Here is a 25884-nt window from a genome sequence, read left to right as displayed (position 1 = left end):
CTCGCAGAACTCATCCCGGACCTCGAGGGTCGAGCGAGCAGGGCGATGGCCCGGTGGGGACCTCAGGTGCGCCCGAATCCTGGCTGATCAACCAAGCTCGGACCGGAAGAGGGTGCACCAGTGAGCGGCGGGCGCTGCTGTGGCGGCTGTGGGCGTCGGGCAGGTCGTTTAGCGAGACCGGCCCCGTGCGGTCGGATACCCGCCCGGCTCGATCTTCACGGTGGTCAAGCAGACCGGTGGCTACGTCCCCAGAACGCGGCGCCGCCGCTCGGCCTTTCTCTTGCGGGAGCGGGAGGAGATCTCCCGCGGGCTGGCCTGTGGAGAGCCGCTGCGCATGATCGCCCGTGCGCTCGAGCGAGCGCAGTCGACGATCAGCCGAGAAGTCGCCCGCAACAAAGGCCGGCGCAAATGCCGGGCCGTCGACGCCGACGACCGCGCCTGGCGGCGAGCTCGCCGCCCGCAGCCGTGCCTGCTGGCGCGCAACGAGATGCTGCGCGCGTTCGTCGCTGCCAGGCTGGGCCTGGACTGGTCGCCCGAGCAGATCGCCGGCCTGCTGCGTAAGCGGTACCCGGCCGAGGCGGGGATGTGGGTGTCGCCCGAAACGATCTACAAATCGCTGTTCGTGCAGTCCCGCGGGGTGCTGGCCAAGCAGCTGCAGAAGCACCTGCGCCTGCGCCCGACACGGTGCAAGGTGCACAACACCGTCACCGGGCAGTGGCGCTCGCAGATCCGTGACGCGGTCTCGATTCGGCAGCGCCCCGCGGAGGTCGAGGACCGCGCCATTCCCGGGCACTGGGAGGGTGACCTGCTGCGTGCCGCTCGGGCGTGAGGGCTGGGCCGGTGTCGTCGCCGGTGTCGGTGACCTCGTGCAGGCGCGGCGGAACAGCTTGGAGCTGCGCGGCTGGCAGGGCAACGCCGGCGTGCCGATCAACCGGGCGACCTACCGGGTGCTCGCCACCCACGAGGACGGCGGTCTCACCGTTGCGCCGGTGCTCGGCCGCGGCGAGGCAGGTGAGGACCTGGGCGAGTCAATGGCGCTGCCCGCCCGCTACGTGGTCAAGGACCTGACGCTCGGCTACGCCTCCACCGTGCACGCTGCGGAGGGCCGAACCGTCGACACAGGGCACGCCGTCCTCGGCGGCGGGAGCGATCTCCCCGGCGTGCTCGTGTCGATGACCCGCGGGCGAGACTCCAACACCGCATGGGTGGTCACCACCCCGCTCACCACGGTCGCCGAGACCGGGCAGACCTTGGACGTCCGGCCCCGTTCGGCCCGCGCGGTCCTGGCAGATGTCGCGGAGGGCGCGCGGGACGAGCTGACGGCACTCGCGGAACGCGAGCGGGCGGAGGTCGAGGCCCGGTCGACCGCGACGCAACTGGACCAGCTGATCTCCGTCGCCGAGCAGGTGACGAGCGGGCGCACGGCCGCGGCCCTGGACCGGCTCGCCGCCACCGGCCGGCTCACACCACCCGAGCGCGCCGAGTCGCCGCTGACGACACGATGTGGTCGGTGGAGCGGTTGCTCCGGACCGCGGAGCTCGCCGGGCACGATCCCGACGATGTCCTCGCCGCTGCGGTCGGGGCACGGGATCTGTCCGGTGCACGGTCGGTGGCGCAGGTGGTGCATCACCGGATCACGCACGCTCTTGCCGGCCGCCTCACCCCTCTGGTGGCGTCCGCGGCGGACCTGATCCCGCGTGATGCTCCTGAGGATCACCGTGCCTGGCTGGCTCGTCGAGCCGAGGCGGCGGACGTGCGTCGTCATGAGCTGGGCGCTGAACGGCCGCGGCCGCGCCGCGATGGGCGATCGACGCGCTCGGCCCGGTGCCGGAGGACGTCGTCGCGCGGCAGGAGTGGGAGCACCGAGCGGGCTGGGCCGCGGCGTGGCGGGAGCTGGCCGGTCACACCGACGAGGTCGATCCGCTCGGGTCCGCGCCGGCGCGGGGGATGGTCGAGAAGGCGGCGCTGTTCCGGGCGGCCCACGAGGCGCTGCGGCTCATCGACGCCGGGCACGAGGAAGCCGGCTTGTCGGATGGCCAGCTCCGGATGCGCGTCCGTGGCTGGGAACGAGAACAGGCATGGGCGCCGCTGCACGTCGCCGACGAGCTGGCCGCGACCCACGCTGCCGCGGCGAAGGCGCGTGCGGACGCGGTCATCTGGGCGGCACGCGCGGATGGCCCGGACCTCGCGGTGGCCGACCGGGAGCAGCTCCGTGCCGCCGCGGATGCGGCCCTTCGCGAGGCTGACGCTCTGGACGAACAGGTCCCGGCGCTGGACGAGGCCGAGCGGGCCCGGGCTGCCTGGTACCTGCACACGGCGGTCACCCGGACCGGGCCGAGCGGTCTGCAGCCGAGCTGCGGGCCCGCGGGGTCGACCCGTTCGACACGAGCGACCGCGTGACGGCCGAGGTGTGGCTGGCGGCCGACCGCGCTGACCGGGTTGCGGAGGACGACGACCGCGAGATCCGCGACGAGTTCGAGTTCGACGGCGCGGATCGCGTCACCCGGGAGGAGCGCGTCGACGTCCGGGACCGCAGTACGGCGCACGCCACCGAGCACACCGACCCGGTCGAGCGCCGTCGCGTCCCGACGCTGGACGAGACGGCCGAGTCGGTCGCCCGCGCGCAGGTCGCGCTCGTCGAGATCGAGCAGCGGCACCTGGCCGACGGCGAACGCGTTGTTCGAGACAGCGAAGACGTGGCCCGCGCGGAGGAGCTCGCCCGCTGGGCCTCGCGCGAGGAGACGACGACGTTCGAGGATGCCGGTCCGGTGCTCGAACGCTGATCGGTCGCCGGCTACAGGGGTTGCGGCCAGGACATCCGGTAGCCGGCGGCCTCGAGATCGGCGATCGTCGCCGGGACGTCGCCCACGCGCCACTGCCGCCACAGCCTGAGCAGATCGAAGATCGGCGCCGGGAGCGGTGCGTCGGGGATCTGCGCAGGCTCGCGCCCCCCAGGGTTGATCGGCTGCAGCCCATCGGGCCGGGCGACGCCGAGGTGCGGCTCGAACGAATGCCAGCCCAGCACATGGCCGGTCATGTCGGCCTCGACCACGACGAGCGCGGTGGCCCAGCTGACATCGGCGGGCGGATCGACCGCCCTGGAGAGATCGGCGTTCTCCCAGACGACCACGAGGTGCGTCGCGCACAGCAGCGACGGCAGCAGCCCCAGCGTCGTCACGGCGTCGCAGGCGTCCGTGCCGCAGAAGTACGGCCGCGTCGAGACGCTGCCGATGTACGGCGACGCGAGGTGCCGCGACAGGATGTGGACGGTCGGCGGCGGGCACAGCCCGACCTCTCGCAGCGTCCGGTCCGCGCCCTCGATGCTCGCCCGCGCAACGGTATCTACGACGTCAGCGACGGCTCCGACCTCGGTCATGTCAGCATTGTGCGCCCATCCACCGACAGGCCCTGCCGGGGACGGCCATTACATATTGCCGGCTATCCGCCTGATCGTGGCTGGGCCGATAACGCCTCAGGTGTTCCCGCACGGGATCCGCCATCGGACGTATGCAGCGTGGCCAGTGGTAACAGACATGACATTCCTCGCGAGATCGCCTTGGCGGTTCAGCTTCGAAAGGATCACGTTAAGGGGGGCCGGTATGGGTTCGTGCGGGCGGCCGGATCCGACCGCGCGGTTGCGCGTTGAGCCGGAGGGCCAGTGGGCACAGAAGCCGACATGAACGCGGCGCAGCCAGCCGTGGGTCCGACGGGTCCCGGGGGCGCCCACGTGGGGGTGACCGGGATCCTCCTCACCGCCGTGTCACTGATCGCGGCGGCGAGCCTGCTCATCGCCGCGATTATCATCCTGTGGCCGGCCGGAACCGGCCCGGCTACGATCGACTTTCTCGGGCGGCGAGGGCAGCTGGACCGGGAACACGCCACGTTCCTGGTGATCATCTTCAGTGGCGCTCTCGGTGGCGTAACTCATGCGCTGCGTTCGCTCTACTGGTACGTCGGCAACCGGGACCTTCGCCGCAGCTGGCTCATGCTCTACGCCTGTGTTCCTGTTGTCGGCGCGGCTCTCGCGCTGATCGTGTACATCGTCGTCCGCGGTGGGCTGCTGTCCGCTCAAGCCTCCTCGGCAGACGTCAACCCGTACGGGTTCAGTGCTGTCGCTGCCCTCGTCGGGCTGTTCTCGTCCGAAGCCACCACCAAGCTCAAGCAGATCTTCAGCACGATCTTCGCGCCCGCTGAGGAGGGCCGCGACCGAGTACCGCCGGCGTGACCAGATGCGTGTCTCGCAAGGAGATCCTGACCGGGCAATGCCGGGCGCTTGGGGCGTCGGCGCACGCGACGCGGGGTGGCCGGGGAGCGAACGACCTGGCCAGCTCGGTCTGGGCCCTGTTCTGATTGAAGGAGTGTTCCTAGGATGGCCCTTCGGCGGATCACCGGTGGGGGCACTCGTGGCGGAGAGGTTCGGCCCCTACCGGCTCGACGCCCTGCTGGGACGCGGCGGGATGGGTGAGGTCTGGCGGGCGTTTCGACCTGGAGCAGCAGCGCGCGGTGGCTTTGAAGCTGCTACCGGAGTGGTTGTCCGGCGACGCGAACTACCGGGCCCGGTTCCGGCGCGAGGCCCAAACTGCCGCGACCCTCAACGAGCCGCACGTCATCCCGATACACCGCTTCGGTGAGATCGACGGTCGGCTGTTCCTCGACATGCGGGTCGTGGACGGCGACGACCTCGCTGGGTTGATTCGCCGCGACGGCCCGCTCGCCCCGGGGCGGGCGGTCGGGATCGTTGAGCAGGTGGCGTCGGCGTTGGACGCCGCGCACGCCAGCGGCCTGGTGCACCGCGATGTGAAGCCGTCTAACGTGCTCGTGCGCCCGGGGCCGGTGGAGTTCGCGTATCTGGTCGACTTCGGGATCGCCCGGGCTCTGGACAGCACCAAGATCTCATTGACCGGGACGGTCGTCGGCACCCCGGCCTACATGGCCCCGGAACGGTTCGACGGCGACGGGGATCACCGCGGCGACGTCTACGCGCTGGGCTGCGTGCTGTACGAGACACTGACCGGGCAGCTGGCGTTCCAGGCACCCCACCTGTTCGCCTACGCTCAAGTTCACCAGACTCGGGCTGCGCCCCGACCCACCGCTGTGCGCTCGGAGCTGCCTGCGGGTTTGGACCCGGTCGTCGCGCAATCGTTGGCCAAGGACTCCGCCGACCGTTACCCCAGCGCGGGAGCGCTAGCCGCGGCCGCCCGCGCAGCGCTAATCCCGCCCACGACCACACCCACCCCACCGCCCACGCGCGGGCCGGACCCCGCACCGGCGGTGCCCAGCGTCGGGGATCATGTGGGCCGCGCTGCGCCTACGACGGTGGCGGCTTCCGCGGTCACCGCGCGGTCTCCGTCATCCGCTACGCGGCCGCAACCACTCGACCCACCACACCCCCGAGGCGGAAGGATCACGGGCGGGACCGGGCGAGGCGCCGCCCGGGTTGTTGCCGAGAGCCCGAAACCCAACCCGCCGCCAATGGTCCCCGCCGCCGCCGCCCGCTGGCGGCGACGGCGGCGGTGGATCGCCGCGGTCCTCGGGCTGGTGCTTGCCGCCGTCGCAGCAGGTATCGCGTTGATCGCGACGCAGGGGTCGCCGCCGTCCGCCTCACCGGACTCGACATCGACGGTCGAGCACACCCTTGCCGGCCACTCCGAGCCTGTGAACTCGGTTGCGGTGGCCCAGCTGGACGGGCGCCCGGTGATCGTGTCCGGCAGCGTCGACCGGACGGTGCGAGTGTGGGACCTGGCCACTTACGCCCCGATCGGACAACCCCTCACCGGCCATACCGACTTCGTGAACTCGGTGGCAGTGGCCCAGCTCGACGGGCGCCCGGTGATCGTCTCTGGCAGCAGTGACGAGACGGTACGGGTGTGGGACCTGGCCACTCACGCCCCGATCGGACAACCGTTGACCGGCCACACCGGGGACGTGTACTCGGTGGCCGTAGCCCAGCTCGACGGGCGCCCGGTGATCATCTCCGGCAGCCAGGACAACACGATGCGGGTGTGGGAACTGGCCACCGGCGCCCCGATCGGACAACCCGTCACCAATTCTGGGATCGTCCTCTCGGTGGCGGTGGCCCAGCTGGACGGGCGCCCGGTGATCATCTCCGGCAGCAAGGACGTCACGGTGCGGGTGTGGGACCTCGCCGATCGCATTGGATCCTGACCCTCACGCTGCAACTGTCGTGGCGCCTGAGTGTGTCTCCATAGACGAAACGAGCGGCTGGCCGCCGCCGACCCAGCGCGACCTGTCGGTCAGCACGAACGGCTCGGGCACCTGGCGGCCGGGGACAGCGCGGGCCACCGCTTGGTACCAGGCCGCGCTGGCCATCCGCGAACGGCTGGTCGCGCTGGCCCCGGACAAGATCGACCTTCAGCGGATGTTCTTCAACTCCTGCGATCGTCTCGCCGATCTCGCCGCAGATGACAAGAACGCAGCGGCCACCGTGGATCATGCTCTGCAGTTCGCCGTGAACCTGTTCGGCCGCGACCATCCGCTACTCCAGGCGATTCAGCGTCGCCTCGATGATCCCGGCGATTGCGGCGAAGATCAACCAACGCACTGATCGTTTCGTCCTGCAGGGGGAACCCCCTACGGGAATGCTCTCGGTCAAGGGACATACGGCGTGACGGGTGTCCCGCAAGACCCGTCCGGTGAACTGCCCGGTGACGGGATGCCATGCGGGACCTCTCATCGCCCGGCTGGCCCATCCAGCAGGCCGTGGGAACGATGCCCCGCCTTGCCTGCGCGAGCTGCGTTTGCGGTGTGGATCGTGCTTCGCGGCGGACGCGACCTTCTCGCGTTATCAGATGTCTAACGTAGGGCGGCATCGAGGAAAACCGCGGCATCGGGGTGGAGTTCGCCGCGGCTGACGTAGGCGTCCTTGAGGAACTTCGCCTGGCCCATGAGGTCGGCCTTGGCGCGGTCGGTGAGGGTCATCTCGTCGTCGAGGATCGTGGCGTAGGTGCGTCGCCAGGTGTGGGGCGTCATCCAGTCCAGGCCGACCTCGGTACGGATCGTCCGGACGCTGCGGCGGACTGTCGAGGGCCAGCGGTAGGTGAGCTCGCCGTTGCGGCCGGCGGAGGGGAAGACGGGGTGTTCGGGCTCCTCGTCGCCGGTGAGGCGGGCGCGTAGGCGCAGGGTGACGAACTGGGGGAGGGGAACGATTCGCAGGGCGGTGGAGGTCTTGCCGTCGTGGACGGACAGGCCCTTTCCCTTGACGGGGTAGACGTTCTGGCGGACGGCCAGGACCGGGACGAGGCGCATGTCGTCGGGGGTGACGACGGGGATGCCGGAGAGGTTGACGTCCATCCAGCGCAGCGCGCAGAGCTCGCCGATGCGGAGGCCGGAGCCGATGGCGAGGCGGATGAGGTCGGGGAGGTCGGCCTTGATCGCGACCGGGTGAGTGTCGACGTGGTCGAGCAGGCGGCGGCGTTCCTCGGCGGTCAGGCCGCGTGGGGGCGCGGCACGATGCCCCTTCGGCGACTCGATGCGCTCCAGCTCTCGTGTCGGGTTCGAGGGAATCGCCTGGTGCAGCACGGCTTGCTGCAGGACGCCGGAGACGATCGCGCGGACGGTGCGCCGGCTGCTCGCCGCGTAGTGCGGCTTCTCGCTCGTCGTGCCGTCCGGATGCTCGACCGTCCGCCGCATCCGCTCCAGGCGGGAGAAGAAGGCGTCGACCTGGGCGACATCGCACTCACCGAGGCGTAACTCGCCCAGCTGCGGGAGGACGACCTTGTTCAGCCAGTGGCGGTAGATGTCCAGGGTCGAGTCCTCGCGACGCTCGTGGATCTTGCCGAGCCAGACGTCCGCGGCGTCGCGGACGCGTGAGTCTGCCCTCAGCAGCTCGACTCGCTCGCCGCGCCGGTTGCGCAGCTCGTCCTGCAGAGCCTTCTGGGCGGCGGCCCGGGTGCTGCCCCACCGCTCGACCCGGCGGGTGCGACCGTCGAGATCGCGGACGCGGCAGCGAGCGACCCAACGGTCGTCCTCGCGGGTGCATTTCACCGATCCGTGGTGCCCGAGAGCGAGGGGCGGACGGGCCATGAAGGGGGCCTCCGGAAGTCATCCCGTCGGGTTTCCGACAGGTTTGATCTTCCGAAGATAGAATTCAGCGATGACAAAACCCTCTGACCAGGCAAGATGGTGCGCCGCCAGGGACTCGAACCCCGAACCCGCTGGTTAAGAGATTACGAGACAGTGTGTCGGACGGGGACGAGTGATGTCGCCGCCGGACATTCTTGCTGCTCGGTGGCCTAACGCACTGCCGGTCCGTATCGGGCCCGGCCGGGCCTGTCCTGTCCGTGCGTGCACACACGGCGCACACACGATCCGCGGGCCGCCGCGCTGACGAGGTGCCTCAGCTCACCCGTCAGACGCCCCCGGGCGGCGCCGCTAACGCCGGCCCCGGGGACTTGATCGCCCCAGGAGGCGACCCGTGACCATCCAACCGAACATCCCCGCGCCGGACGTCCTGCACCCAGCGTGGTGCGACCCGGGATCGCACCACTACGACGAGACCGACGACCTGGACCGGTGGCATCGCTCTGCCGCGCGCGGATTCGAGACTCTCGACTCACGGGAGCACGACCCGTCCCGCGTGGACATCACGATCGAGCGGCTCGACTCCCGTCCGGACGGTTGCGGCCCGTGGGTCGAGGCCCGGCCGACCGTCCTGCTGCGCACGGTCCGCGAGGTGGGCACCGACTTCGACCCGCACGAGGCGCGGCTGCTCGCGCGGCTGCTGCTCGAGGCGGCCGATGTCGCTGACGGTGTGCAGGTGACGTGGTGAGCGCGCCGACTCGCCCCGTCTCCGTGCGGCGGGCGTGGCCGTCGCCGTCCGGGCACTTGCCGCGCAGCCCGCGCCCGGGCCAGCGCCCGGTGCTGATCCGTGACAACCGGGGCTGGTACGCCCCACTGATCGAGCACGGAGCGCACGACGGGTTCTGCGCGGTCCGGGAGGTCGTGCTGCACCCGCTGGATCACCGGCTGTGCCGCTGCATCGGGTGCTGGTGCTGGCTCCCGACTCCGATGCATCTCCGACCGGCCCGGCGGGGTGTCCGGTGACGCCGGCCGAGCTGCTGAACCGGATCATCGCCGGCTCGATGATGACCGCACGGCCAGCCGAGCCGGACCACCGCCGCGGCCTGCGCGTCGTGCAGCCTGACGAGTGCACGCAGTTCCGGTCGATCCTCGACGCCGATCCCGGCACCGGCCGGTACCCGACCGCGCTACGGCCTGCGGCGGGCACGGTGCGCGGCGTGGTGACCGACCCGCGTGAGGTCGCCCGGATCTGCGCGCGCTGCGAGTACGCGGCGTTGCCGTGGTGGCGGCGCTGGACCACCGCCCGGCCGGCGGGGTGGTCGTCGTGAGGGCGCTCGACCTCGACGACACGAGCGGCTGCCCGCTCGGGGTGCGCTGCGAGTCCTGCGGCATCGAGGCTGAGGGCCTGGCAGTGGTGACCGCGGCGATGGGTTCGCTCGGCGTCGCCTGCCTCACGATGTGCCCGACCTGCGCCGGCTCGGGCACCCCGCCGAACGTGGCCGTGGCGACCGCGGTCCGGCTGGTCGCGCAGCACTGCGGGCACCTCGGCATCACCTTCGACGACATGGCCGAGGCCCTCGACGGGGGCGGTGAGCGTCGATGAGCGCCCGCACGATGGTGCCCGCGTGGGTGCGGGTGGTGACCGTGGCGGCGGTGCTGGTGGTCGCCGGGGTTGCGGCGGTGGTGTCGTACGCGCACATGCGGGCGCTGGGGCTGCGGGCCGGTGAGGGCCGGCTCGCGGACGCCCTGCCGCTGTCGGTGGATGGGCTGCTCGTCGCGGCGTCGCTGGTGCTGTACGTGCGCCGCCGGGCCGGTCGCCCGGCCGGGGTGCTGCCGTGGGTGGGTCTCGTGTTGGGGGTGTCGGCGTCGGTGGCGGCGAACATCGCCGCCGCCGAGCCGACCCTGCTCGGGCGCGTGGTGGCCGCCTGGCCGCCGCTGGCGTTCGCCCTGGCGTTCGAGCTGCTGATCCTGGTGCTCCGAGATTCGACGGCACAGACGCACACAGGGGGCGCTGAGCGGGCCGTGGAGGCCCTCGGGGAGGACGGGGAGGGTGGAGACACCCGCGACGAGCAGGGTCTCTCCCGGTTCTGGGCCGATGCCCCGCCTGCGGGGGCCGTCCCGGTGGACGACGAGTGGGACGAGCGGGATGACCAGCCCGGTGCGGGCGGGGAGGACCGGGCCGCGGAGTTGATCGCCGCCGGGGCCGGGCGGCGCAGGTTGGCCCGCGAGCTGGGTGTGTCGGAGTACGAGGCGCGGGCGCTGCTGGCGGCGTCGCGCAACGGGGACGGGGGTGCGCGATGAGCGGGCGGGAAGACCGGGACCGGGCCGTGGTCGCCCACAGCGGCGCCGCCCGGGACCGGGTGCACCTCGTGAACGAGGGCCGCACCGCGTGCGGGCGCCGCCTGACCTTCTTGACCGTCGAGTGGGGCGTCACGGGGCAGGTGACCTGCCGGGCGTGCCGGCGGCGGCTGGACGGTGCCCGATGAGCGGCGGGTGGGTGTTCAACGTGGCCGGGCTCGACCCGGACGAGTACCGCGCTGAGCTGGTCGAGATGGGCGCCAGCGACGAGGACGCCGACGTCGCGGTGGCGGCGCTGCGCGAGCGGGACGGAGGTGACCGGTGACCACCACGTTGATCCCGCTGCCGCCGCCCGAGGACGACGACGAGAACCGCCCGGTGCCCGTCGACCCACCGGAGAAGCCGAAGACCCTGTACGCGACCGTGCTGGCCGCGCGGGACGCCGACCGGCGCCCGATCGTCCCGGCGTGGGCGCGCAACCGGGACGAGGCCCGGGCGCTCGCGGCGTGGCTCGGCAGGTACGGGCTGCACCTGGCCGGCTACCACGGCCTGCGGTTGCCGCTGTACGTGCTGCGGGTCGCCCGCCGTGCCCCGGTCGGACTGGTGGTTGGGGTGGTGGCCCTCGGTGCGTGGGTGCTGGACCGGGAGGCCGCGCCGCTGCGGCGGGTGGCGGTCGAGCGCAAGTCCGTGGAGGACTACCTGAGGCTGTCCCGGCAGCGGAACGCTCGGGTGCGTCAGCGCGCCATCGGGGTCGCCGCGGCGACGTTCGGGGTGGCGCTGCTCGGGCTGCTGCTGGGGTGGGCGGGTGCCGGCAGCGAGGCCCCGGTCGTGGACGAGGTGACTGGGCGGCTCGTCCCGGTCGAGGTGGGCGCCCCGCTGTGGACGCGGGCGCTGCAGGTGGCCGTCGTGGTCGCGGTGCTGGCCGGGTTGGCGAAGCTGGGCACCCCGGCGGACAGGCGGCTCACCGACGTGGCGGTGGTGAACGCCGCCGCGCCACCTCGGCTCACCGCGGAGACGGTGACGCGGGCGCTGCAGTCGCTGGGGATCGCCGCGATGACCGCCAGGGGCACCACCATCAGCTACCCGGCCCCGATCACCCGGGACGGGCCGGGGTGGCGGGCCGACGTCGACCTCCCGCACGGGGTCACGGTGGCGGACGTGGTCGAGCGCCGGGACCGGCTCGCGTCGGCGCTGCGCCGGCCGCTGTCGGCGGTGTGGCCCGAACCGAGCGCGGAGCAGCACGCCGGGCGGCTGGTGCTGTGGGTGGGCGACCAGCCGCTGAACAAGGTCAAGCCTGCGGTGTGGCCGCTGCTGAAGGCCGGGGCGGTGGATCTGCTGGGTGGGACGTTCCCGTTCGGGGTCGACCAGCGCCAGCGCCCGGTGAAGCTCTCGGTCGGGGAGACCAACGCCCTGGTCGGGTCGCTGCCGGGCGGTGGGAAGACTGCCGCGGTGCGGGTGGTCGCGCTTGCCGCGGCGCTGGACCCGCACGCTGAGCTGCGCGTGAGCGAGCACAAGGGCAGCGGGGACCTGTCCGCGCTGGAGAAGGTCGCGCACCGCTACGTCTCCGGTGTCTCGGACGCGGCGATCGAGCAGACCCTCGACAGCCTGCGCGAGGTGTACGCCGAGCTGGGGCGGCGGGCCGGGGTGCTCGCTCGGCTGCCGCGCGAGCTCGTCCCCGACAGCAAGGTGACCCCGGAGCTGGCCCGGCGGGCGAGCCTGGGGCTGCACCCGCTGGTGGTGATCGTCGACGAGGCGCAGGAGGTGTTCTCCCACGGCGAGCACGGCGAGGAGGCGGGCCGGCTGTGCGAGGCGATCATCAAGCGCGGCCGCGCGCTCGGGGTGATCCTCGTGCTCGCCACCCAGCGCCCGGACGCCAAGTCCCTGCCGACCGGGGTGTCCACGAACGTCGGGGTGCGGTTCTGCCTGCGCGTGATGGACCAGCTCGCCAACGACATGGTGCTCGGCACGTCGATGTACAAGGCCGGCGTCCGGGCCACCACCCTGACCCCCCGGGACCGCGGGATCGGCTACCTGGTCGGCGTTGCGGACGACCCGATCGTCTGCCGCACCTACTACCTCGACCGGGAGCAGGCCGACCGGATCGCCGAACGCGCCCGCGCAGCCCGCGAGGCCGCGGGCACGCTCTCGGGGTACGCGCTCGGGGAGCAGCCTGAGCCTGTGGCGGCGGGTGGGTCGCTGCTGGACGACCTGCGGATCGTGTTCGCCACGATCACCGTCGAGCGGGTCTGGTCTGAGGACGTGGTGAAGGCGCTCGCCGAGCTGCGCCCGCAGCTGTACGGGGCGCTCACCCCGGAAGCGCTGGCGGCGCTGCTGCGCCCGCTCGGCATCACCACCGGGCAGGTGTGGGGCACCGACGAGGACGGTGTCGGCCGCAACCGCCGCGGCGTCACCACCGCCGAGGTGCTCGCCGCGATCGAACGCGGGGGACGCCCACCCGAGATCACCACCTAGCAGCGGCGGCCGCTAGGTCTAGCACCCGTGCTAGCGGCCTGGTAGGGCGCTGACCTGCGATCTAGCAGCTAGCGCCCCACCGGCTGGCCGCCGCCCAACCGCCCGGAGAGGCACCGTGGACACCCTGGCCCTGCTCGCGCTAGCCGCCCTCGCCGGCTACGTCATCGTCTGCGCCGTGTGGCCGTTCGGGCCGTGCCGGCGCTGCTCCGGGACCGGCAAGCGGCGGTCCCCGACCGGGCGCTACTGGCGGCCCTGCGGACGCTGCGGCGGCAGCGGGCGCCGGGTCCGGCTGGGTCGAGCCCTGTACGAACTGATTCGAGAGGCAGAGTGAGCCGATGACCACCTCCGCACGTCGCGAGCGCGCGATCCGTCTACTCGGGATCGAAGCAGTCGAGCACGCAGAGAGGCTCGCCGCTGCCGCGCCACCGCTGTCCGATGAGCAGCGGGCTGCACTCGCACTGCTGCTGCGACCCGACCGCCCACGCCGAAGCCGGGCGCGGAGGTTTGGCCGCGGGTGATGTCGAGGGAAGCGAGCCGGGGGCTGTGCGGTCGGGCGGGCCGTCGGCTCCGTATGTTCACCGACACGATCCGCCGCATGGCCTGCCTACCGGAGGGATGGCTGCAGTGAGCACCTACACCGTGACCGCGCGCCGCTGGCGCAACCTGTGGGAACTCGCGATCGAGGGCGTCGGCGTCACGCAGGCGCGCACCCTCGGCAAGGCCGAGGCGATGGTGCGCGACTACCTCGAACTGGACGGCCACGAGGACGCACAGACCGCGACGATCGACATCCGGCCCGTGCCTTAACGGCGCAGCGCGAGCTTCACCCGCTGCGCGGTCTCGACGGCGTTCTCGGGTGTGGCGGCCACCGTGATGCCGCGCGCCTCGCGCACTGCCTCGGCGAGCTCGCCGAACCGGGCGTCGAGGCCGGCGAGACGGGAACCGAGAGTGGCGACGGCGCGCACGACGTCGGGACTGCCGGTCGGCATGGCGACGGGTCGCGGCGGCATCGCTGCTGCACCCACCGGGCGCAGCGTGGGCGTCCCGGGCAGCACGCCCAGGGAAGGCAGCGGGCGGCCGCGGGCGGCCCGCAGGATCGACGACATGTACCGGGGCAGGTCGTCGTAGCGGTCGCGCCAGTCGCGGCGGTCCCAGCCGCGCCCGGCCATCCCGCCCGCCGCGAAGTGCTGCGCGCCGGTCGACCAGAAGGTGGGCTGACGCCCGGACGCCCGGCGGTTCGCGGCGAGGATGTTCTGCGGCCCGATCTCGCGCACCAGCTCGGGCACGAGCACGGCCTCACCCTTCGACAGGACGGCCCGCACCCGGTCGGTCCCGGGCTCGTAGCCCGAGATCACGCCGCCGCGGTCGAACCGGCGCACCGGGTCGCGGACGATGCCGCCTGCGGCGTAGCCGACGATCCCGCCACCGGCGCCGCGCACCGAGCCGCTCGCGGTGCCGCTGGCACCGGCGGTGCCGCCCACGGTCTTGATGTAGACGGTGTGCGTCGACGACGTCGGCTGCTTCAGTACGTTGATCTTGCTTGTGGCGGCGGCGGTGTTCGCGTCGACGAGGACGGTCCCCTTCGACCCGTTCGCGTAGGTGATCGTCGCCTGGATCTTCCCGTTCGCCGGGGTCTGATTCCCGTCGATCGTGATCGTGCCTGTCGAGCCGTTCGCGAGCGTGACCGTTCCGGTGATCTTCCCGTTCGCCGGGTTCGGGTTCGCGTCCAGCGTCATCGTGCCCGTCGACCCGTCGGCCATGGTGATCGTCTGCTGCACCTTGCCCTGCGCCAGGGCCGGGTTCGCGTCGAGCTGCATCGTGGCCGTCGTGCCGTCGATGTAGGTCACGGTCGCGGCGACCTTGCCGTTCACGGGCACCTGGTTGCCGTCGATCTGGATCGTGCCGATCTTCGTGCCCGCGTAGGTGACCGCGCCCTCGATCTTGCCGTTCACTGGGGCGGCGTTCCCGTCGATCTGCACCGTGCCCGTGAGCCCGTTCGCCAGCGCCACCGACTGCGTGATCTTCCCCGTGACGGGGTTGATGTTGCCGTCGATCGGCATCATGAGCGGGGTCGTGCCCACGTTGCCGACCAGCCCGGCGATCTTCCCGTCGATCGGGGCCGTGTTCCCGTCGACCGGGATGTTCGCGGTCAGGCCCTCGACCGTGGCCTTCGCGCCCGCCGAGGTGGCGAGCATGTTCGCGGTGTCGGCGTCGACCGTCACCATCGGCTTGCCGATCTGCGCGAGCGCCCCGCCGACACCGTCGCGCACATCGGCCTCGAACGGCACAGTCGTGGCGCCGATCGGCACGGTCGGTCGCAGACCCTCGGCCTCGACGATCAGTGTCTTCAGTGCCTCGCCGACCGGCACGGTGTTGCCGCGGAACTCGACGGTGCCCGTCTTGTTGTTGATCACGCCCATGACGTAGTCGAGGGCGTGCAGGATCGGCATCGGTTGGCCGTCGATCATCACCGACGCCTTGCCGGCGGCGATGTCCTGCAGGACCGTGCGCAGGGCGAACCCGACCGGGGCATCGTTGCCGTTGATGTTGACCGTGGCCGTCGAGCTGTTGACCCTGGCGATGGCGTTGTCCATCTCCGACCGGAGCTCGGCGGTGTTCGCGGTGGCCCTGACCTCGATCGGGTCCATCTTGAAACCCGACATCTCCCGGGTGAACTCGCCCCAGATGCGGCCGGCGTCCGACGCGCCCGACTGGAACTTGCGGATCATCATCGACCACTCGTCGACGACCTCGTCGAAGATGCCGACGAAGTCGAAGCTGAACGCGGTCGAGAGGACGATGCCGAGCTCGGCCACCTCGTTGCGCACCTGCCCGAGCGGGGTGGTCGCGTTCTCTGCCTCTTGGCCGATCTCCTGCAGTAGCGCACCGGCACCCGCGAGCGCCGCCGGGATCGCCAGCAGCCCCAGGGTGCGCCCCAGCCCGCGGGTCTTGCCGTCGGCATCCTTGGCCTTGTCGCCGAGCCCGACGATCGCCGTGCCCGCCGTGGTCGACGAGGTGCGCGCCTTGTCCGCGGCCGGGCCCACCAACGCCAGGCCGGTCGCGAACTCGCGCACCGTCGCCGCACCCTTCGACGCCACCGACACCGCCGCCAGCCCGACCGCGACCGGGCCAATCGCCGGGCCCAGCGCCGTCAGCAGCGACAGCAGCGGCGGCAGCACCACCGCCGCCAGCTCGCCCAGGTTCTCGATCGCCGGTGCCGCCCCCGCCGCCACCGCCGAGAGCATCTCCGCGAACTGCGTCAGCACCCCGGCATTCGCCAGCGTCGTGACCACCTCGGCGACCGCCTCGGCCAGCACCCGCACCCCCGGCGCGGCGGCATCCACCGCCGACCGGATCTCGGTGAACAGCGCGGTCAGCGCCTCCTGGCCCTGCGCGGACGCGAGGAACTCGTCGACCGCCTGAGTGATCCGCTCCAGCGTGCTCAGGAAGTCCGCGCCGCTGGCCTCGGCCGCCGAGAACACCGAGCCGAGGATCGACCCGACGTTGACGGTGATCCGGCCGAGCTGCTCGACGGTGTCGATGCCCTCCCGGATCCACGCCTTCAGTTGTCCGGTCTGGCGCGCCTGCGCGACGAAGGTCTGCAGCCGGGCCGTCGCGTTCGAGAACCCGGTCGCCAGCTCCGGGAGTTCCTCGCTGCCCACCGCGCCGACGTCGCGCAGCACCTTCGCGACGTTGACGACAACCGGCTCGAGCCGGTCGGCCGCCTTGGTGGCGTTGTCGAGCATCTTCACCACGTCGCCCGTGGTGCGCGCCTCGGTCGCCATCGCCGCGAACCCGCGCCCGGCGTCGTTCAGCTCGCCGGCCATGCCGGCCAGGCCGGTGCGCAGGATCGGCAGGTACACCTCGCCGACCCGGCGGATGTCCTCGGCCGACCCCTCGAACAGCGCCTGCTGTGTGGCCTGCTGCGTCTCCCGCCACGCCGGTCCCAGGTCGCGCACCGCCAGCGCAGCGGCCCGAGCCTCCGGGGACAGCTTCGCCAGCTCCTCGGTGAACTTGGCGACGTCGCCCTTCGCGAGCGCCTTCATCGCGTCGCCGAACCCCGACGCGCCCACCGTCACGGCGCCGATGGCGGCCGCGGCGGCGACCCCGGCCGCCGGCATCAGCCCGAGCGCGCCCGTCGCCGACATGGCCGCGGCGCCGATCGAGGCGATCTGCGGGGCGGCGGTCACCAGCGCGACCGGGATCGACAGGGTGCGCAGGGCGCCCAGCAGCCGCTCCACCTGCACGATCGAGTCGCCGAGGGACCGGTCGACCTCGACGCGCACCTTCGCCTTCGACCCGTCGATGCGGCCCATCTGCGCCTGCACCGTGGCGAGCTGCGCCTCGGTCTCTGCCGTGTCGGCATCCACCTGCACCCGGGCGGTCTGCAGCGACCCGATCCGGGCCCGGATCTGCTCGATCTTCGCCTCGGCGGCGGCGATGTCCGCATCCACCTTCGGCGACGGCGCCTGCTTGCGCAGGTCGTCGAGCTGCACCTCGACCTGCTGCAGCTTCGCCCGGGCCGCCGCGATGTCGGCGTCGATCGCGACCCGCTTGTCGGCCAGGCTCTGCAGCCGCCGCTCGAACACGGTGACCGCGCGCTCAGCCGCCTTCGTCTCGATCGACAGCTTCGCGTCGTACTTGCCCTTGCTGAACCGCTCGGCCTTGGCGGTCAGGTTGTCGGTCTTGTCGGCGGCGCGGTCGATCGACGACTCGTACTGCGTGACCTTCGCCTTCAGCTCGACCTTGACGGTCCTGTCGGCCATGACGGCACCCCGGCGTTCTCTCCCGAGATGCGGGCCGGCCCGAGGCTCGGGAGGTCCCCGGGCCGGCCCTACCCCCGCCCCGTCGGGCGGGAGCGTCTGTGCAGATCAGGTCGTCCTACGTGCTCGCTCCGCGCAGCGGGCCGCGTAGGTCGGCCCAGCGCCGCGCGTCAGCCCGACGGCGGCCTCCGACGAGGACGGCCGGGCCCAGCCCATGACCGTCATGCAGTACGACAGCCCACGCTCTGCGCACCACGCCTGGGCCTCGGCCTTGACCCGAGCGAACTGGTCGCTCTGACCTGTGGCCCTCGCCCGCGCACGGGCCAGCGAGTGCGACCCGGACCGCAGCACCCACTCGGGAACCTCGCCGTCCGGGCCGTCGGCCGCCGGCACCGGTCGGCGCCTCACGAGACCGCACCCCGGATGCCGTACACCCCACGCGCGCCGGCCCGCCGCCGCGGGCGCGCCGACTCCTGCCAGTCGCCGTCCTCACCCACGGGCAGGCGCAGCGCCGCGAGCAGCCGGGCCAGCAGGATCCGCTGCGCCCGTGCCTCGACCAGCGCCGGATGCGCCCGCTGACCCTGCGGGGACTCGTGCAGCACCCCCTCACGGCGCACCGTCGCGTCCAACTCGGCGAGCGCATCGACCGTGCGCACCGCCTCGACGAGCAGCGCGCGCTCGTGCTCGTCCAGGTCGAACCACTTGACCACCGACAGCCACAACCGGCGGCCCGGCGCCCGAGCACCCGACGGTGCGCGGGGGACGTCAGCGGCGCTCACAGCGCCCCCCGAGACGGCGCAGGGCGGATCGTTTGAACCCTCCCGGACTGCGAGGGACATCCCCGGCGGTCCCGCGTGTGATCACCCACAGGGGATGTCCCCCAGGAGGGGGTCACGACGCACCGCCGGGCGGCTGGTCGGGCGGGGGAGCGCCGTACTCCCCGTTGCTGGTCTTGATGTAGACGGGCACCTTGCGGTCGGTCCACTCGACGGTGCTCGTGCCGTCGTCGATGTTGCGCGTGACGATCAGGATCGTCCCGTCGGGAGCCTCGGCCTCGTACTGCTCGATGCGCGGTTCGCCAGCGAGACGCAGCGGCCCTTCGGGTGCGGGCGCCGGTGCGTCGGGGGTGGGCCGCTCGGGGACAGCGGTGGCGGCGACGGTGCGCCCGGTGCGCAGATCATTGTCGGCGGGGTCGGGGCGGGCCGACGCGACGCGGGTGGCGGGATCGGCGGTGTCGCCGGGACCGACGAGCCCGGGCGCGGGGTACTCGGGGGTGCTCACGTGACGCTCCGGGTGGGGTCGAGGGGCTGCGCCTGCACGCCGGGCACGAGGGTGTCGGCCCACGGGTGCACTGCTCGGACGGCCTCGCGCAGACCGGCGACGAGCTCGGCGGTGGGCGTGTGGCCCGGGTTGCGGGGGAGGTCGACGTGGAAGCCGAGGGTGGCCGCGCGGACCGCGAGGTTTTCGAGGTAGCGCAGCCGGGCTTCGGCGGCGTCGAGGTAGCGGGCCGCGGCCTGCACGGCGTCCTCGCGGAGCCGGTGCAGGTCGGCGACGGCGTCGGGGGTGCGCGACCGAGTCCACTCGTCCTGGACTGAGGCGCGGTCGGCGTGGAGCTTCGCGGCGTCGGCGGCGGCCTGGTCCTGGTCGTGGCGGCGCTGGGCGGCGTCGCGGGTGAGCGCGGCGTGGCGCTCGTCGGCTTCGGCCTTGGCGAGCGCGGCGGCGGTCACCGATCCGTCGCCGTCGGCGATGCGGTCACGCAGCGTCCGTGCGGCCTCGGTCGCGGCGGTGGCCCGCTCGGTCGCGGTGGCGAGGTCGGGCGGCTGGGTCTTCGCTGGCATCAGCGTCCTTCCTGGTCGACAGACTGGCGACGTACTCGGCGAGGTCGTCGGCGGCGATGAACCGCCGCCGCCCGATCCGGCGGACCCTCAGGTCGCCGCTGGCGGCCAGTCGCCGGGCGGTGCGGGGTGAGACCCCGAGCCGGGTGCCGGCCTCGGCGTACGTCAACAGCAGGGGCTGAGGATCGGGGGTCGGTCGCACGTCCGCGACCGATGGCCGCTCGGGGCCACTCGGGGCCACCGAGACGTGCATGATGCGTTGCCGGTAACGCTCGGGGAGCACCCGGCCGTTGCGGCGCTCGTGCGCGTCAAGCGCCACGAGCGCCCGGCTGACGACGACGGCGTCGGCTGGGTCGGCGCTGACGATGACGATCTCGGGCACGGGGAGCACCTCTCTCGGTCGGGGGGTGCGGTGCACGGCAGGTCGGGTCAGGCGGCGTCCGGCGGCGGGGGGTGCTCGGCGGCCGCCTTCGCGGTCTCGTAGTGGCCGATAGCGACGCGCACGGTGGGGTCGAGGCCGTCGAACCACGCCGGGTCGGCCGCACGCCGGGCGAGCACCGCCTCGATCTTCTCGTCGCGGATGAACGGCGTCGGGGTGCGCGTCGGGGGCGTGGTCGCCGCGTAGGCGTCGCGCATGCGGGCGCGGTCGGTCTTCTCGCTCATCGTGGTCTCTCCTCGGTCGAGTCGGCCGGTCGGCCGCTGTCGGGGTTGTCGGCGCGGCAGTCACCGCACGTGCCGTACAGGTAGGCCAGCCGACCGACGACGAGCGCGCCCGGGTACATGCCGTCACCGCGCTCGGGGCCCGCGGTCACCCGACCGCACCGGTCGCATGTCCGGTCGGCGACCGCGGTCGCCGTGTGCAGCAGGCGGGTGCCGCGGGCGCAGGTGAGCAGGCCCGGGCGCCAGGCGGCCGCGATGACCGGCTGCGGCCTGGATGGGTGCGGGTCGTGGCGGCATGTCGATCCGGTGCCGGTCAGCCACGACGCGAGGGTGGCGGCGACACCGAGGCGCAGCCACTCGGGCATGTCCGCTGTCGACGTGCCACCACTGCGCGCGGTCGCACGCTCGGCCACGGATCGCACCCGCGCGGCCGCGGCGTCGGCCTGGTCGCGCAGGTGCGACGGCGTGCGGCGCCTGCGGGCGGCTCGCCGCTCGGGGCTGGGCGGGTCACGCAGCAGGTCGTCCAGGACGAGGGTCAGTTGGGTGGTGAGGTCGGCGCGGCTCATGCGGGCTCCCCTGTACAGGTTCTCGATCCCGGCTGGATCGCCGGACGTCATCGGCACGTGCAGTGGGGAGCAGTGGTCGTTGTCGTCGAGGGACTCGGCGGTGCGCTGCTCGTCGGGGGGCTGCGAGGTGGTCATCGGGCTCTCGTCCGGTGGGGTTTCGGTGGGAGGTGCGTCAGAACCGTCAGAACACGTCAACATGGGGTGTGACCTGCGGAAACGCTCTGACGCATGGTTTGCGTCTGACGCTTCGAAGCGTCAGACGGTTTGGCGGCGTCAGACGGTTTGTGCTGGTCAGAGCGATTTCTGACGCCTCTGACGGTTCTGACGGGTATGCCGCCGCAGATGTGGGTCACGGGTCCTCCCGCCCGGGGGTCGGGTAGCGGGCGAACGGGTCGGCGAACAGGGCCCGGTAGTAGCCGCGGACCTTGCCGGCGCGGTCGCGCTTCGAGCGGATCCCGAACGTGGCCAACTTGTCCGCGAGCCCGCGGGTGGTGAGCCCGTCCTCGCGCCACCCCGACTCCTCGATGCGGTGCAGGCGCTCCAGCAGGAGGGCGCTGGGGATGAAGTCCGCGCGCAGCGCGTCCTCGGCGTGCTCCATCACGTACTCGACGTCGTGCAGGAGGCGGACGGCTTCGGTCTCGGTGTCGTCCTCGGCCTGGTCGTCGGTGAGCTTCTTCGCCGCGTTGCGGCCGTGCTGGGGCCAGTGGCCGCCCGCGGCGTCGGCCACCATGATCAATGGCTCCCAACAGTCCGCGGCCCGGTCCTCCAGTCCGGTCTCCTCCGGCACGGCCGCCTCGAGCGCGGCGCGCACTTCGGCGGCGCCGAGCCACGCGGTGAGGTCGGCGGCGATGCCCTCCAGCGGAGGTCGGTCGCGGCGCTCCCGGAACGGGGCGACGGTCTCGCCGGTCTTGCGCCGGTTGAGCCGCACGTTCACCGCGCGGTCGGCGATGGTGTCGGGCACCCCTCCGATCCCGGCCAGCGCCGCCATCGCGAACGTGGGGAACGCGGTGACGCTCTGCTGCGGGCCGACGCAGCGCAGGCTCGGCTTGCCCCGCTGGAAGCCCGCGTTGAGCAGACCGCGCAGATCCTCGTTCTGCTCGGCCACCCGGGGTGAGCCGAAGATGGTGTCGACCTCGTCGAGCAGCAGCGTGGGCGGGTGCTCGGCGGCCAGGCTGCGGAACACCGCCGCCGTGGTGGCGTTCGCGGCGACCAGCGGGCGGTACGACAGTGACTCGACGATGTCGAGCAGCCGCGTCTTGCCCGACCGCTTCACCGCCGAGGTGATGACCAGCCGGGGAGCGGCGGGGAGTGCGGGGAGTGCATGCGTGGCGGCGACCCACAGGGTGACGGCATGCCCGGCCTCCACCGAGGGGAGTACGCAGTAGCGACGAAACGCGGCGTGCGCGCGGTCGAGCAGCTCGGCACCGTCGACCCCGGCCGGGTCGTCCGGGACGATCTCGGGGATCTTCACGCGCTGGCTCCTCCGACGGTGCGGCGGGCCGAGCGGAGGGTCTGCTCGACCTCCCGGGAGGGGAGCCCCACGTTGAGGGCGGCGGTGCGCAGGGCGGCGAGCAGCGCGGGGTCACCGCCACGTTCGAACGCCCGGCACGCGGACCAGTGCAGCGCCCTGTTGCGTCCTCCTTCTCCGGCTTCGGCGACGACCCGGACGAGCCCGGCCGCGGCATGCTCCCCGTCCCCGGCGCGGGTCACGGTGGGCAGTGCAGGCGGGGGCGGGTCGAGCAGGCGGCGCATCCACCCCGGCGCCCGCGCCACCGGGTGCTCGCTGATCCACTCGTAGCGGCCGCCGGAGACGTGCACCGACGGCGGACACAGCACATAGCCACGCTCGCCCTTGATGTCTAGCCCCGGGCCGAGGCGTCCCGGCACCGGCCCGGCGTAGGACAGCCAGGCGTGCAGACCGCCGCCGCCGGTGCGGGCCGTCCACGTCGGGGGCAGGTCTCCGTGGCGGCGGGTGAGCGCGAGGAGCGCCTCCGCGCCGCCCGAGCGCGGGTCGACATCGACCACGACCACGCCGGGCGGGGGCCGGACGGCCACGTTCGCGGACGGCCACCGCGCCCACCACCGGCGGATGACCTCCTCGTCCACCGTGGCGTCGTCCAGCCCGTGCACGGTGCACGGGTGCTTGCCGGGCGAGGCGCAGTCACGCCCACGGGGGCACGCGCAGCCAGCGGGCGCCGGCCACCAGATAGGGAGCACCCGCAGCCCGGCGGCGGCGTAGGCGAGCGCGGCGACGAGCAGGTCGTTCACCGCCACCACCTCGCCCACCAGTGCGCCACCTTGCGACGCAGCCACCGCAGCGGACGGCGCTCGAACAGGCCACGACCCCGGTACACGGTGCCGTCGCGGTCGCACCACTGGTCGGTGTCGGGGTCGTCGCGGCCGTAGTCGAGGGGGGCGGCGAGCCACCGCGGCGGGCTTGCGGGGGAGGTACGCTGCGACCGATCGTGCTGCGTGGAGGCGGCGGCGGTCTTCTGTGTCGCGGGGCCCGGGTCGGCAGCCCGGGCCTTCGCCGCGTCCGGGGGGCTCATGCGGCCGGGCTCCCGCCGCTGTGGGACTCGTCCGGCTCGATGCCGAGCAGCGTGAGGACGTCGGCAGTGGGCACCCTGTAGGCCTTCCCGAGGCGCAGCAGCCTGGTCGGCCAGGTGCCGGCGCGCGCCATCTCGTGCGCCTTCGATCGGCCGATCCCGATTGCCATGCCAGCGGTGACGAGGTCGATCGAGGCGGGCAGCGCGAGCAGTTGCGCGCGGGTCATCGCGCCGGTCCTGCGAGTCATGGACTCTCCTAGATTCGACGATCTGTCGAGCTGCTCAACACGAAACGTCGAGAAGCCACACGCCGCACACCGTAGACGCACGGATCAGTCCGTGGCAACATGTCGCCCGTGGATCGACGAATCGTCGAGCAGGAAGGTGCACGCGGTTGCTCAGTGACCTGGTCGCACGACGGGTCGTCCGTCTGCGGAAGAGCAAGGGCATGAACCGCGAGCAGTTGGCGGACCGGTGCAAGGAGCTCGGCTACCCGTCCCTGACGTACGGCGTCATCGGCTCCATCGAAACCGGCCGACCTGCTCAGAAGGGCGGCCCGCGGGTCCGCGAGATCTCGCTCGACGAGTGGAGCGCACTTGCCCGGGCGCTGGATGTACCGCCGCCGTTCCTCCTGTCGCCGGTCGACGACGTCAAGGGCGAGCCCGACACTGTTCAGGCCGGACTCCTGGCCCTCGACTCCTGGGAACTCCTGCTCTGGCTCACGGGAAGTGGTGAGGCCGGCGAGGGGCTCGTCAGCCATCCGAAGTCGACCGACGAGATGGAGCTCATCTGGCTCGGTCGAGCTATCGCAGAGATCAGCGGTGAGATCCTTCGGACGTCGGTCTCACTGGTCGACAAGTTCAGTCGACGGCCGGGTTTCGAGTTCCGGATCGGCGGGATGGTCGCCACTCGCGACGCGGTCGACGAGTACCACCGGCAGGGGCTGATCGAGGTTCGGAAGGCGCTGCAGCGCATCGCGCATCGAGGCGGGCGGCGCCCGACGCTGCACGAGGACGTCGTCAGGCGGGCAGCGGACCTCGGCGTCGACCTGTGGGCTGACGACGATGAGGACGAGCAGCCATGAGCCGCGGAGACCCGTTCAAGCGCTGCGGTTGCCGCAATCCCGGTACCGGTCAGCAGCTCGGGCAGAAGTGCCCGAAGCTGCGACGGAAGGACGGCTCGTGGAACCCGCGGCACGGCACCTGGGCGGTGAACACGTCGGTGCGTCGCCGCGGCGTGCGTGAGCCGGTCCGCCGGGCCGGCTTCGCCACCCTCGACGACGCGCAGCGGTTCCTCGACTCGGTCCGGGAGAAGGCGCGGCGCGGGTTGGCGATCACCACGCCGACGCTCGGCGACTACCTCGGGGAGTGGCTGAGCGCGAAGCGCGACATCGCACTCAGCACCCGCCGGTCGTACGCCGGCCTCGCGCGCAACCACGTGCTGCCGCACCTGCAGCACATGCGGCTCGACGAGCTGCGCGTGGCGCACGTCGCCGAGATGCTGGCCGAGGTGCCCGGGTCGGATGCCACCCGTCAGCGGGTCCGGGAGGTGCTGCGGGCCGCGCTGAACGACGCGATCCGCGAGGGCCTGATCCTGACGAACCCGGCGGCGTTGGTGAAGCTCCCGGCGGGGAAGCGGCCGAAGCCGCTGGTGTGGACCGCCGAGCGCGTCGATCGCTGGCGCGCCGCCGTCGAGCGCCTCGACGCTGCCGAGACGGACGACCCGGACCGCGCAGCGCTGGAAGCGGCAGCGCAGCCGTCGTCTGCGGTGATGGTGTGGACCCCGGCCCAGCTCGGGAGGTTCCTCGACGCGGCCGAGGGTGATCGGCTGTACGCCCTGTGGCATCTGATCGCGCACCGCGGCCTGCGTCGCGGCGAGGCGTGCGCCGTCGAGTGGCCCGAGGTCGACCTGAAGGCGGGCACGCTGGCCGTTCGCCGCCAGCTCGTGCAGCTCGGCTGGGAGGTTGTCGAGACGGCGCCGAAGTCCGAGGCCGGCCAGCGCACGGTCGCGCTCGACGCGGGCACCGTGGCCGCGCTACGCGCGCACCGGAAGCGGCAGATGGCCGACCGGGTCGAGTGGGGCCCGGCGTGGGAGGAGTCCGGCAAGGTCTTCACCCGGGAGAACGGCTCGCCGCTGCACCCGGCGACGGTGACCGACCGGTTCCATGCGATCGCGGCCAGCGTCGACCTGCCGCCGATCCGGCTGCACGACCTGAGGCACGGGGCGGCGTCGCTGATGCTCGCGGCCGGGGTGCCGATGAAGGTCGTGCAGGAGACGCTCGGGCACTCGTCGAGCACCTTCACCGCGGACACGTACACGAGCGTGTACCCGACGGTCGCGGCCGAGGCTGCGGAGGCGGCCGCCGCGCTGGTGCCGCGGCAGGCCGCCGGGACGGGAGTGCACACGAAAAGCACACAGCCCGACCCAACGGGCCGGGCTGTGGATGAAACATGCTGGTCAGATGGTGCGCCGCCAGGGACTCGAACCCCGAACCCGCTGGTCGGGAGACGGGTACCGCACCATGATCCGCTGAATGCTCCGGTGCTGGTCAGGAGCGGTGCCCCACCTCAATCGATCGCAATGCCGCTGATTTAGCAGCATGATGTCCGGCCGGGGCGAGCAGGAGGCCAGCCGCACTCAGTTCGGTAATTCTCAAGCGGCGCGGCAAGGGCGTTTCTCGGAGAACTGCTGCTTTAATTGTGCC

Annotated in this window: 31 protein-coding genes; 17 read left to right on the top strand and 14 right to left on the bottom strand. The window is 72.5% G+C overall.

All coding sequences use genetic code 11. The features are described 5' to 3' along the window. The first annotated feature begins 220 nt into the window (after nt 1–220). The 4 genes from AB7J25_RS22750 to AB7J25_RS22735 all read left to right on the top strand — a co-directional run bounded on the left by AB7J25_RS22750 (nt 221) and on the right by AB7J25_RS22735 (nt 2783). Nucleotides 221–829, top strand: coding sequence for an IS30 family transposase (locus tag AB7J25_RS22750; protein ID WP_428511908.1), 609 nt, complete (start codon nt 221–223; stop codon nt 827–829). After that, nucleotides 813–1691, top strand: coding sequence for a hypothetical protein (locus AB7J25_RS22745; protein ID WP_428511906.1), 879 nt, complete (start codon nt 813–815; stop codon nt 1689–1691). The genes AB7J25_RS22750 and AB7J25_RS22745 overlap by 17 nt, the downstream gene beginning before the upstream one ends. A gap of 133 nt (nt 1692–1824) precedes the next feature. Next, on the top strand, nt 1825–2400 hold the full coding sequence (locus AB7J25_RS22740; RefSeq protein WP_428511904.1) for a hypothetical protein: 576 nt from the start codon (nt 1825–1827) through the stop codon (nt 2398–2400). Next, on the top strand, nt 2397–2783 hold the full coding sequence (locus AB7J25_RS22735) for a hypothetical protein (RefSeq protein ID WP_428511902.1): 387 nt from the start codon (nt 2397–2399) through the stop codon (nt 2781–2783). The genes AB7J25_RS22740 and AB7J25_RS22735 overlap by 4 nt, the downstream gene beginning before the upstream one ends. An 11-nt stretch (nt 2784–2794) precedes the next feature. Here AB7J25_RS22735 and AB7J25_RS22730 read toward each other — a convergent pair whose 3' ends face one another. Further along, nucleotides 2795–3376, bottom strand: a complete 582-nt coding sequence (locus AB7J25_RS22730; protein ID WP_428511900.1) for a hypothetical protein — start codon at nt 3374–3376, stop codon at nt 2795–2797. A gap of 357 nt (nt 3377–3733) precedes the next feature. Here AB7J25_RS22730 and AB7J25_RS22725 point away from each other — a divergent pair, with 357 nt between their 5' ends. The 3 genes from AB7J25_RS22725 to AB7J25_RS22715 all read left to right on the top strand — a co-directional run bounded on the left by AB7J25_RS22725 (nt 3734) and on the right by AB7J25_RS22715 (nt 6565). After that, on the top strand, nt 3734–4225 hold the full coding sequence (locus tag AB7J25_RS22725) for a hypothetical protein (protein ID WP_428511898.1): 492 nt from the start codon (nt 3734–3736) through the stop codon (nt 4223–4225). A gap of 236 nt (nt 4226–4461) precedes the next feature. Next, on the top strand, nt 4462–6165 hold the full coding sequence (locus AB7J25_RS22720; RefSeq protein ID WP_428511896.1) for a serine/threonine-protein kinase: 1704 nt from the start codon (nt 4462–4464) through the stop codon (nt 6163–6165). Between the two features lie 19 nt (nt 6166–6184). Further along, nucleotides 6185–6565 (top strand): hypothetical protein, encoded by a 381-nt coding sequence (locus AB7J25_RS22715; protein ID WP_428511894.1) that lies wholly within the window; start codon nt 6185–6187, stop codon nt 6563–6565. 248 nt (nt 6566–6813) lie between these two features. Here the strand turns inward: AB7J25_RS22715 and AB7J25_RS22710 are convergent, their stop codons facing one another. Then, nucleotides 6814–8004: a tyrosine-type recombinase/integrase gene (locus tag AB7J25_RS22710; RefSeq protein ID WP_428511892.1), complete on the bottom strand. Its 1191-nt coding sequence runs from the start codon at nt 8002–8004 to the stop codon at nt 6814–6816. 430 nt (nt 8005–8434) lie between these two features. Between AB7J25_RS22710 and AB7J25_RS22705 the strand changes: the two genes are divergently transcribed. From AB7J25_RS22705 to AB7J25_RS22670, 8 genes are all read left to right on the top strand, one after another. Then, on the top strand, nt 8435–8788 hold the full coding sequence (locus tag AB7J25_RS22705; protein WP_428511890.1) for a DUF6907 domain-containing protein: 354 nt from the start codon (nt 8435–8437) through the stop codon (nt 8786–8788). Between the two features lie 271 nt (nt 8789–9059). Continuing rightward, complete coding sequence (locus tag AB7J25_RS22700) at nt 9060–9368, top strand: hypothetical protein (RefSeq protein ID WP_428511888.1); 309 nt, start codon at nt 9060–9062, stop codon at nt 9366–9368. Next, a complete protein-coding gene (locus tag AB7J25_RS22695) occupies nt 9365–9643 on the top strand; it encodes a hypothetical protein (protein WP_428511886.1) in 279 nt (92 codons plus the stop codon). The genes AB7J25_RS22700 and AB7J25_RS22695 overlap by 4 nt, the downstream gene beginning before the upstream one ends. Continuing rightward, nucleotides 9640–10341: a DUF2637 domain-containing protein gene (locus tag AB7J25_RS22690; RefSeq protein ID WP_428511884.1), complete on the top strand. Its 702-nt coding sequence runs from the start codon at nt 9640–9642 to the stop codon at nt 10339–10341. Before AB7J25_RS22695 ends, AB7J25_RS22690 begins: the two co-directional genes overlap by 4 nt. Beyond that, on the top strand, nt 10338–10526 hold the full coding sequence (locus AB7J25_RS22685) for a hypothetical protein (protein ID WP_428511882.1): 189 nt from the start codon (nt 10338–10340) through the stop codon (nt 10524–10526). Before AB7J25_RS22690 ends, AB7J25_RS22685 begins: the two co-directional genes overlap by 4 nt. Continuing rightward, on the top strand, nt 10523–10663 hold the full coding sequence (locus AB7J25_RS22680; RefSeq protein ID WP_428511880.1) for a hypothetical protein: 141 nt from the start codon (nt 10523–10525) through the stop codon (nt 10661–10663). Before AB7J25_RS22685 ends, AB7J25_RS22680 begins: the two co-directional genes overlap by 4 nt. Continuing rightward, nucleotides 10660–12810, top strand: coding sequence for a cell division protein FtsK (locus AB7J25_RS22675; protein ID WP_428511878.1), 2151 nt, complete (start codon nt 10660–10662; stop codon nt 12808–12810). Before AB7J25_RS22680 ends, AB7J25_RS22675 begins: the two co-directional genes overlap by 4 nt. A gap of 624 nt (nt 12811–13434) precedes the next feature. Continuing rightward, complete coding sequence (locus AB7J25_RS22670) at nt 13435–13617, top strand: hypothetical protein (RefSeq protein WP_428511877.1); 183 nt, start codon at nt 13435–13437, stop codon at nt 13615–13617. On the opposite strand, the gene AB7J25_RS22665 is transcribed toward AB7J25_RS22670, so the two are convergent. From AB7J25_RS22665 to AB7J25_RS22610, 12 genes are all read right to left on the bottom strand, one after another. Next, nucleotides 13614–17576 carry a hypothetical protein gene (locus AB7J25_RS22665; RefSeq protein ID WP_428511875.1) on the bottom strand — a complete coding sequence of 1321 codons (3963 nt, stop codon included), beginning with the start codon at nt 17574–17576 and terminating at the stop codon, nt 13614–13616. The genes AB7J25_RS22670 and AB7J25_RS22665 overlap by 4 nt on opposite strands. Nucleotides 17577–17681: 105 nt before the next feature. Beyond that, nucleotides 17682–17981, bottom strand: coding sequence for a hypothetical protein (locus AB7J25_RS22660; RefSeq protein WP_428511873.1), 300 nt, complete (start codon nt 17979–17981; stop codon nt 17682–17684). Then, nucleotides 17978–18352 carry a hypothetical protein gene (locus AB7J25_RS22655; protein ID WP_428511871.1) on the bottom strand — a complete coding sequence of 125 codons (375 nt, stop codon included), beginning with the start codon at nt 18350–18352 and terminating at the stop codon, nt 17978–17980. The genes AB7J25_RS22660 and AB7J25_RS22655 overlap by 4 nt, the downstream gene beginning before the upstream one ends. Before the next feature lie 112 nt (nt 18353–18464). Then, nucleotides 18465–18854, bottom strand: a complete 390-nt coding sequence (locus AB7J25_RS22650) for a hypothetical protein (RefSeq protein ID WP_428511869.1) — start codon at nt 18852–18854, stop codon at nt 18465–18467. Continuing rightward, nucleotides 18851–19411, bottom strand: a complete 561-nt coding sequence (locus tag AB7J25_RS22645) for a hypothetical protein (RefSeq protein ID WP_428511867.1) — start codon at nt 19409–19411, stop codon at nt 18851–18853. The genes AB7J25_RS22650 and AB7J25_RS22645 overlap by 4 nt, the downstream gene beginning before the upstream one ends. Further along, nucleotides 19326–19661, bottom strand: coding sequence for a helix-turn-helix domain-containing protein (locus AB7J25_RS22640; RefSeq protein ID WP_428511910.1), 336 nt, complete (start codon nt 19659–19661; stop codon nt 19326–19328). Before AB7J25_RS22640 ends, AB7J25_RS22645 begins: the two co-directional genes overlap by 86 nt. Before the next feature lie 176 nt (nt 19662–19837). Continuing rightward, nucleotides 19838–20071 (bottom strand): hypothetical protein, encoded by a 234-nt coding sequence (locus tag AB7J25_RS22635; protein WP_428511865.1) that lies wholly within the window; start codon nt 20069–20071, stop codon nt 19838–19840. Then, nucleotides 20068–20769, bottom strand: a complete 702-nt coding sequence (locus AB7J25_RS22630) for a hypothetical protein (protein WP_428511863.1) — start codon at nt 20767–20769, stop codon at nt 20068–20070. Before AB7J25_RS22630 ends, AB7J25_RS22635 begins: the two co-directional genes overlap by 4 nt. Before the next feature lie 214 nt (nt 20770–20983). After that, on the bottom strand, nt 20984–22105 hold the full coding sequence (locus AB7J25_RS22625) for a DUF3631 domain-containing protein (protein ID WP_428511861.1): 1122 nt from the start codon (nt 22103–22105) through the stop codon (nt 20984–20986). Continuing rightward, entirely contained in the window at nt 22102–22920 is an 819-nt protein-coding gene (locus AB7J25_RS22620; protein WP_428511859.1) for a bifunctional DNA primase/polymerase, read from the bottom strand. Before AB7J25_RS22620 ends, AB7J25_RS22625 begins: the two co-directional genes overlap by 4 nt. Then, nucleotides 22899–23183 carry a hypothetical protein gene (locus AB7J25_RS22615; protein WP_428511857.1) on the bottom strand — a complete coding sequence of 95 codons (285 nt, stop codon included), beginning with the start codon at nt 23181–23183 and terminating at the stop codon, nt 22899–22901. The genes AB7J25_RS22620 and AB7J25_RS22615 overlap by 22 nt, the downstream gene beginning before the upstream one ends. Then, a complete protein-coding gene (locus tag AB7J25_RS22610; protein WP_428511855.1) occupies nt 23180–23428 on the bottom strand; it encodes a DNA-binding protein in 249 nt (82 codons plus the stop codon). The genes AB7J25_RS22615 and AB7J25_RS22610 overlap by 4 nt, the downstream gene beginning before the upstream one ends. A 200-nt stretch (nt 23429–23628) precedes the next feature. Between AB7J25_RS22610 and AB7J25_RS22605 the strand changes: the two genes are divergently transcribed. Together AB7J25_RS22605 and AB7J25_RS22600 are read left to right on the top strand one after the other, a co-directional pair. Then, nucleotides 23629–24264 (top strand): hypothetical protein, encoded by a 636-nt coding sequence (locus AB7J25_RS22605; protein WP_428511854.1) that lies wholly within the window; start codon nt 23629–23631, stop codon nt 24262–24264. Next, complete coding sequence (locus AB7J25_RS22600) at nt 24261–25775, top strand: tyrosine-type recombinase/integrase (protein WP_428511852.1); 1515 nt, start codon at nt 24261–24263, stop codon at nt 25773–25775. Before AB7J25_RS22605 ends, AB7J25_RS22600 begins: the two co-directional genes overlap by 4 nt. Nucleotides 25776–25884 lie beyond the last annotated feature (109 nt).

The sequence above is a fragment of the Pseudonocardia sp. genome (assembly GCF_050246655.1).
Lineage (GTDB): Bacteria > Actinomycetota > Actinomycetes > Mycobacteriales > Pseudonocardiaceae > Pseudonocardia.
This window is presented reverse-complemented; position numbering and strand designations above follow the sequence as displayed.

What these genes read in the sequence shown, in the direction of transcription:
- AB7J25_RS22605 (WP_428511854.1), top strand. Translation starts at nt 23,629, where the DNA reads ATGAACCGCGAGCAGTTGGCGGACCGGTGCAAGGAGCTCGGCTACCCG.
- AB7J25_RS22600 (WP_428511852.1), top strand. Translation starts at nt 24,261, where the DNA reads ATGAGCCGCGGAGACCCGTTCAAGCGCTGCGGTTGCCGCAATCCCGGT.
- AB7J25_RS22640 (WP_428511910.1), bottom strand. Translation starts at nt 19,661, where the DNA reads ATGCACGTCTCGGTGGCCCCGAGTGGCCCCGAGCGGCCATCGGTCGCG.
- AB7J25_RS22680 (WP_428511880.1), top strand. Translation starts at nt 10,523, where the DNA reads ATGAGCGGCGGGTGGGTGTTCAACGTGGCCGGGCTCGACCCGGACGAG.
- AB7J25_RS22635 (WP_428511865.1), bottom strand. Translation starts at nt 20,071, where the DNA reads ATGAGCGAGAAGACCGACCGCGCCCGCATGCGCGACGCCTACGCGGCG.
- AB7J25_RS22685 (WP_428511882.1), top strand. Translation starts at nt 10,338, where the DNA reads ATGAGCGGGCGGGAAGACCGGGACCGGGCCGTGGTCGCCCACAGCGGC.
- AB7J25_RS22615 (WP_428511857.1), bottom strand. Translation starts at nt 23,183, where the DNA reads ATGAGCCCCCCGGACGCGGCGAAGGCCCGGGCTGCCGACCCGGGCCCC.
- AB7J25_RS22690 (WP_428511884.1), top strand. Translation starts at nt 9,640, where the DNA reads ATGAGCGCCCGCACGATGGTGCCCGCGTGGGTGCGGGTGGTGACCGTG.
- AB7J25_RS22730 (WP_428511900.1), bottom strand. Translation starts at nt 3,376, where the DNA reads ATGACCGAGGTCGGAGCCGTCGCTGACGTCGTAGATACCGTTGCGCGG.
- AB7J25_RS22630 (WP_428511863.1), bottom strand. Translation starts at nt 20,769, where the DNA reads ATGACCACCTCGCAGCCCCCCGACGAGCAGCGCACCGCCGAGTCCCTC.
- AB7J25_RS22645 (WP_428511867.1), bottom strand. Translation starts at nt 19,411, where the DNA reads ATGCCAGCGAAGACCCAGCCGCCCGACCTCGCCACCGCGACCGAGCGG.
- AB7J25_RS22610 (WP_428511855.1), bottom strand. Translation starts at nt 23,428, where the DNA reads ATGACTCGCAGGACCGGCGCGATGACCCGCGCGCAACTGCTCGCGCTG.
- AB7J25_RS22665 (WP_428511875.1), bottom strand. Translation starts at nt 17,576, where the DNA reads ATGGCCGACAGGACCGTCAAGGTCGAGCTGAAGGCGAAGGTCACGCAG.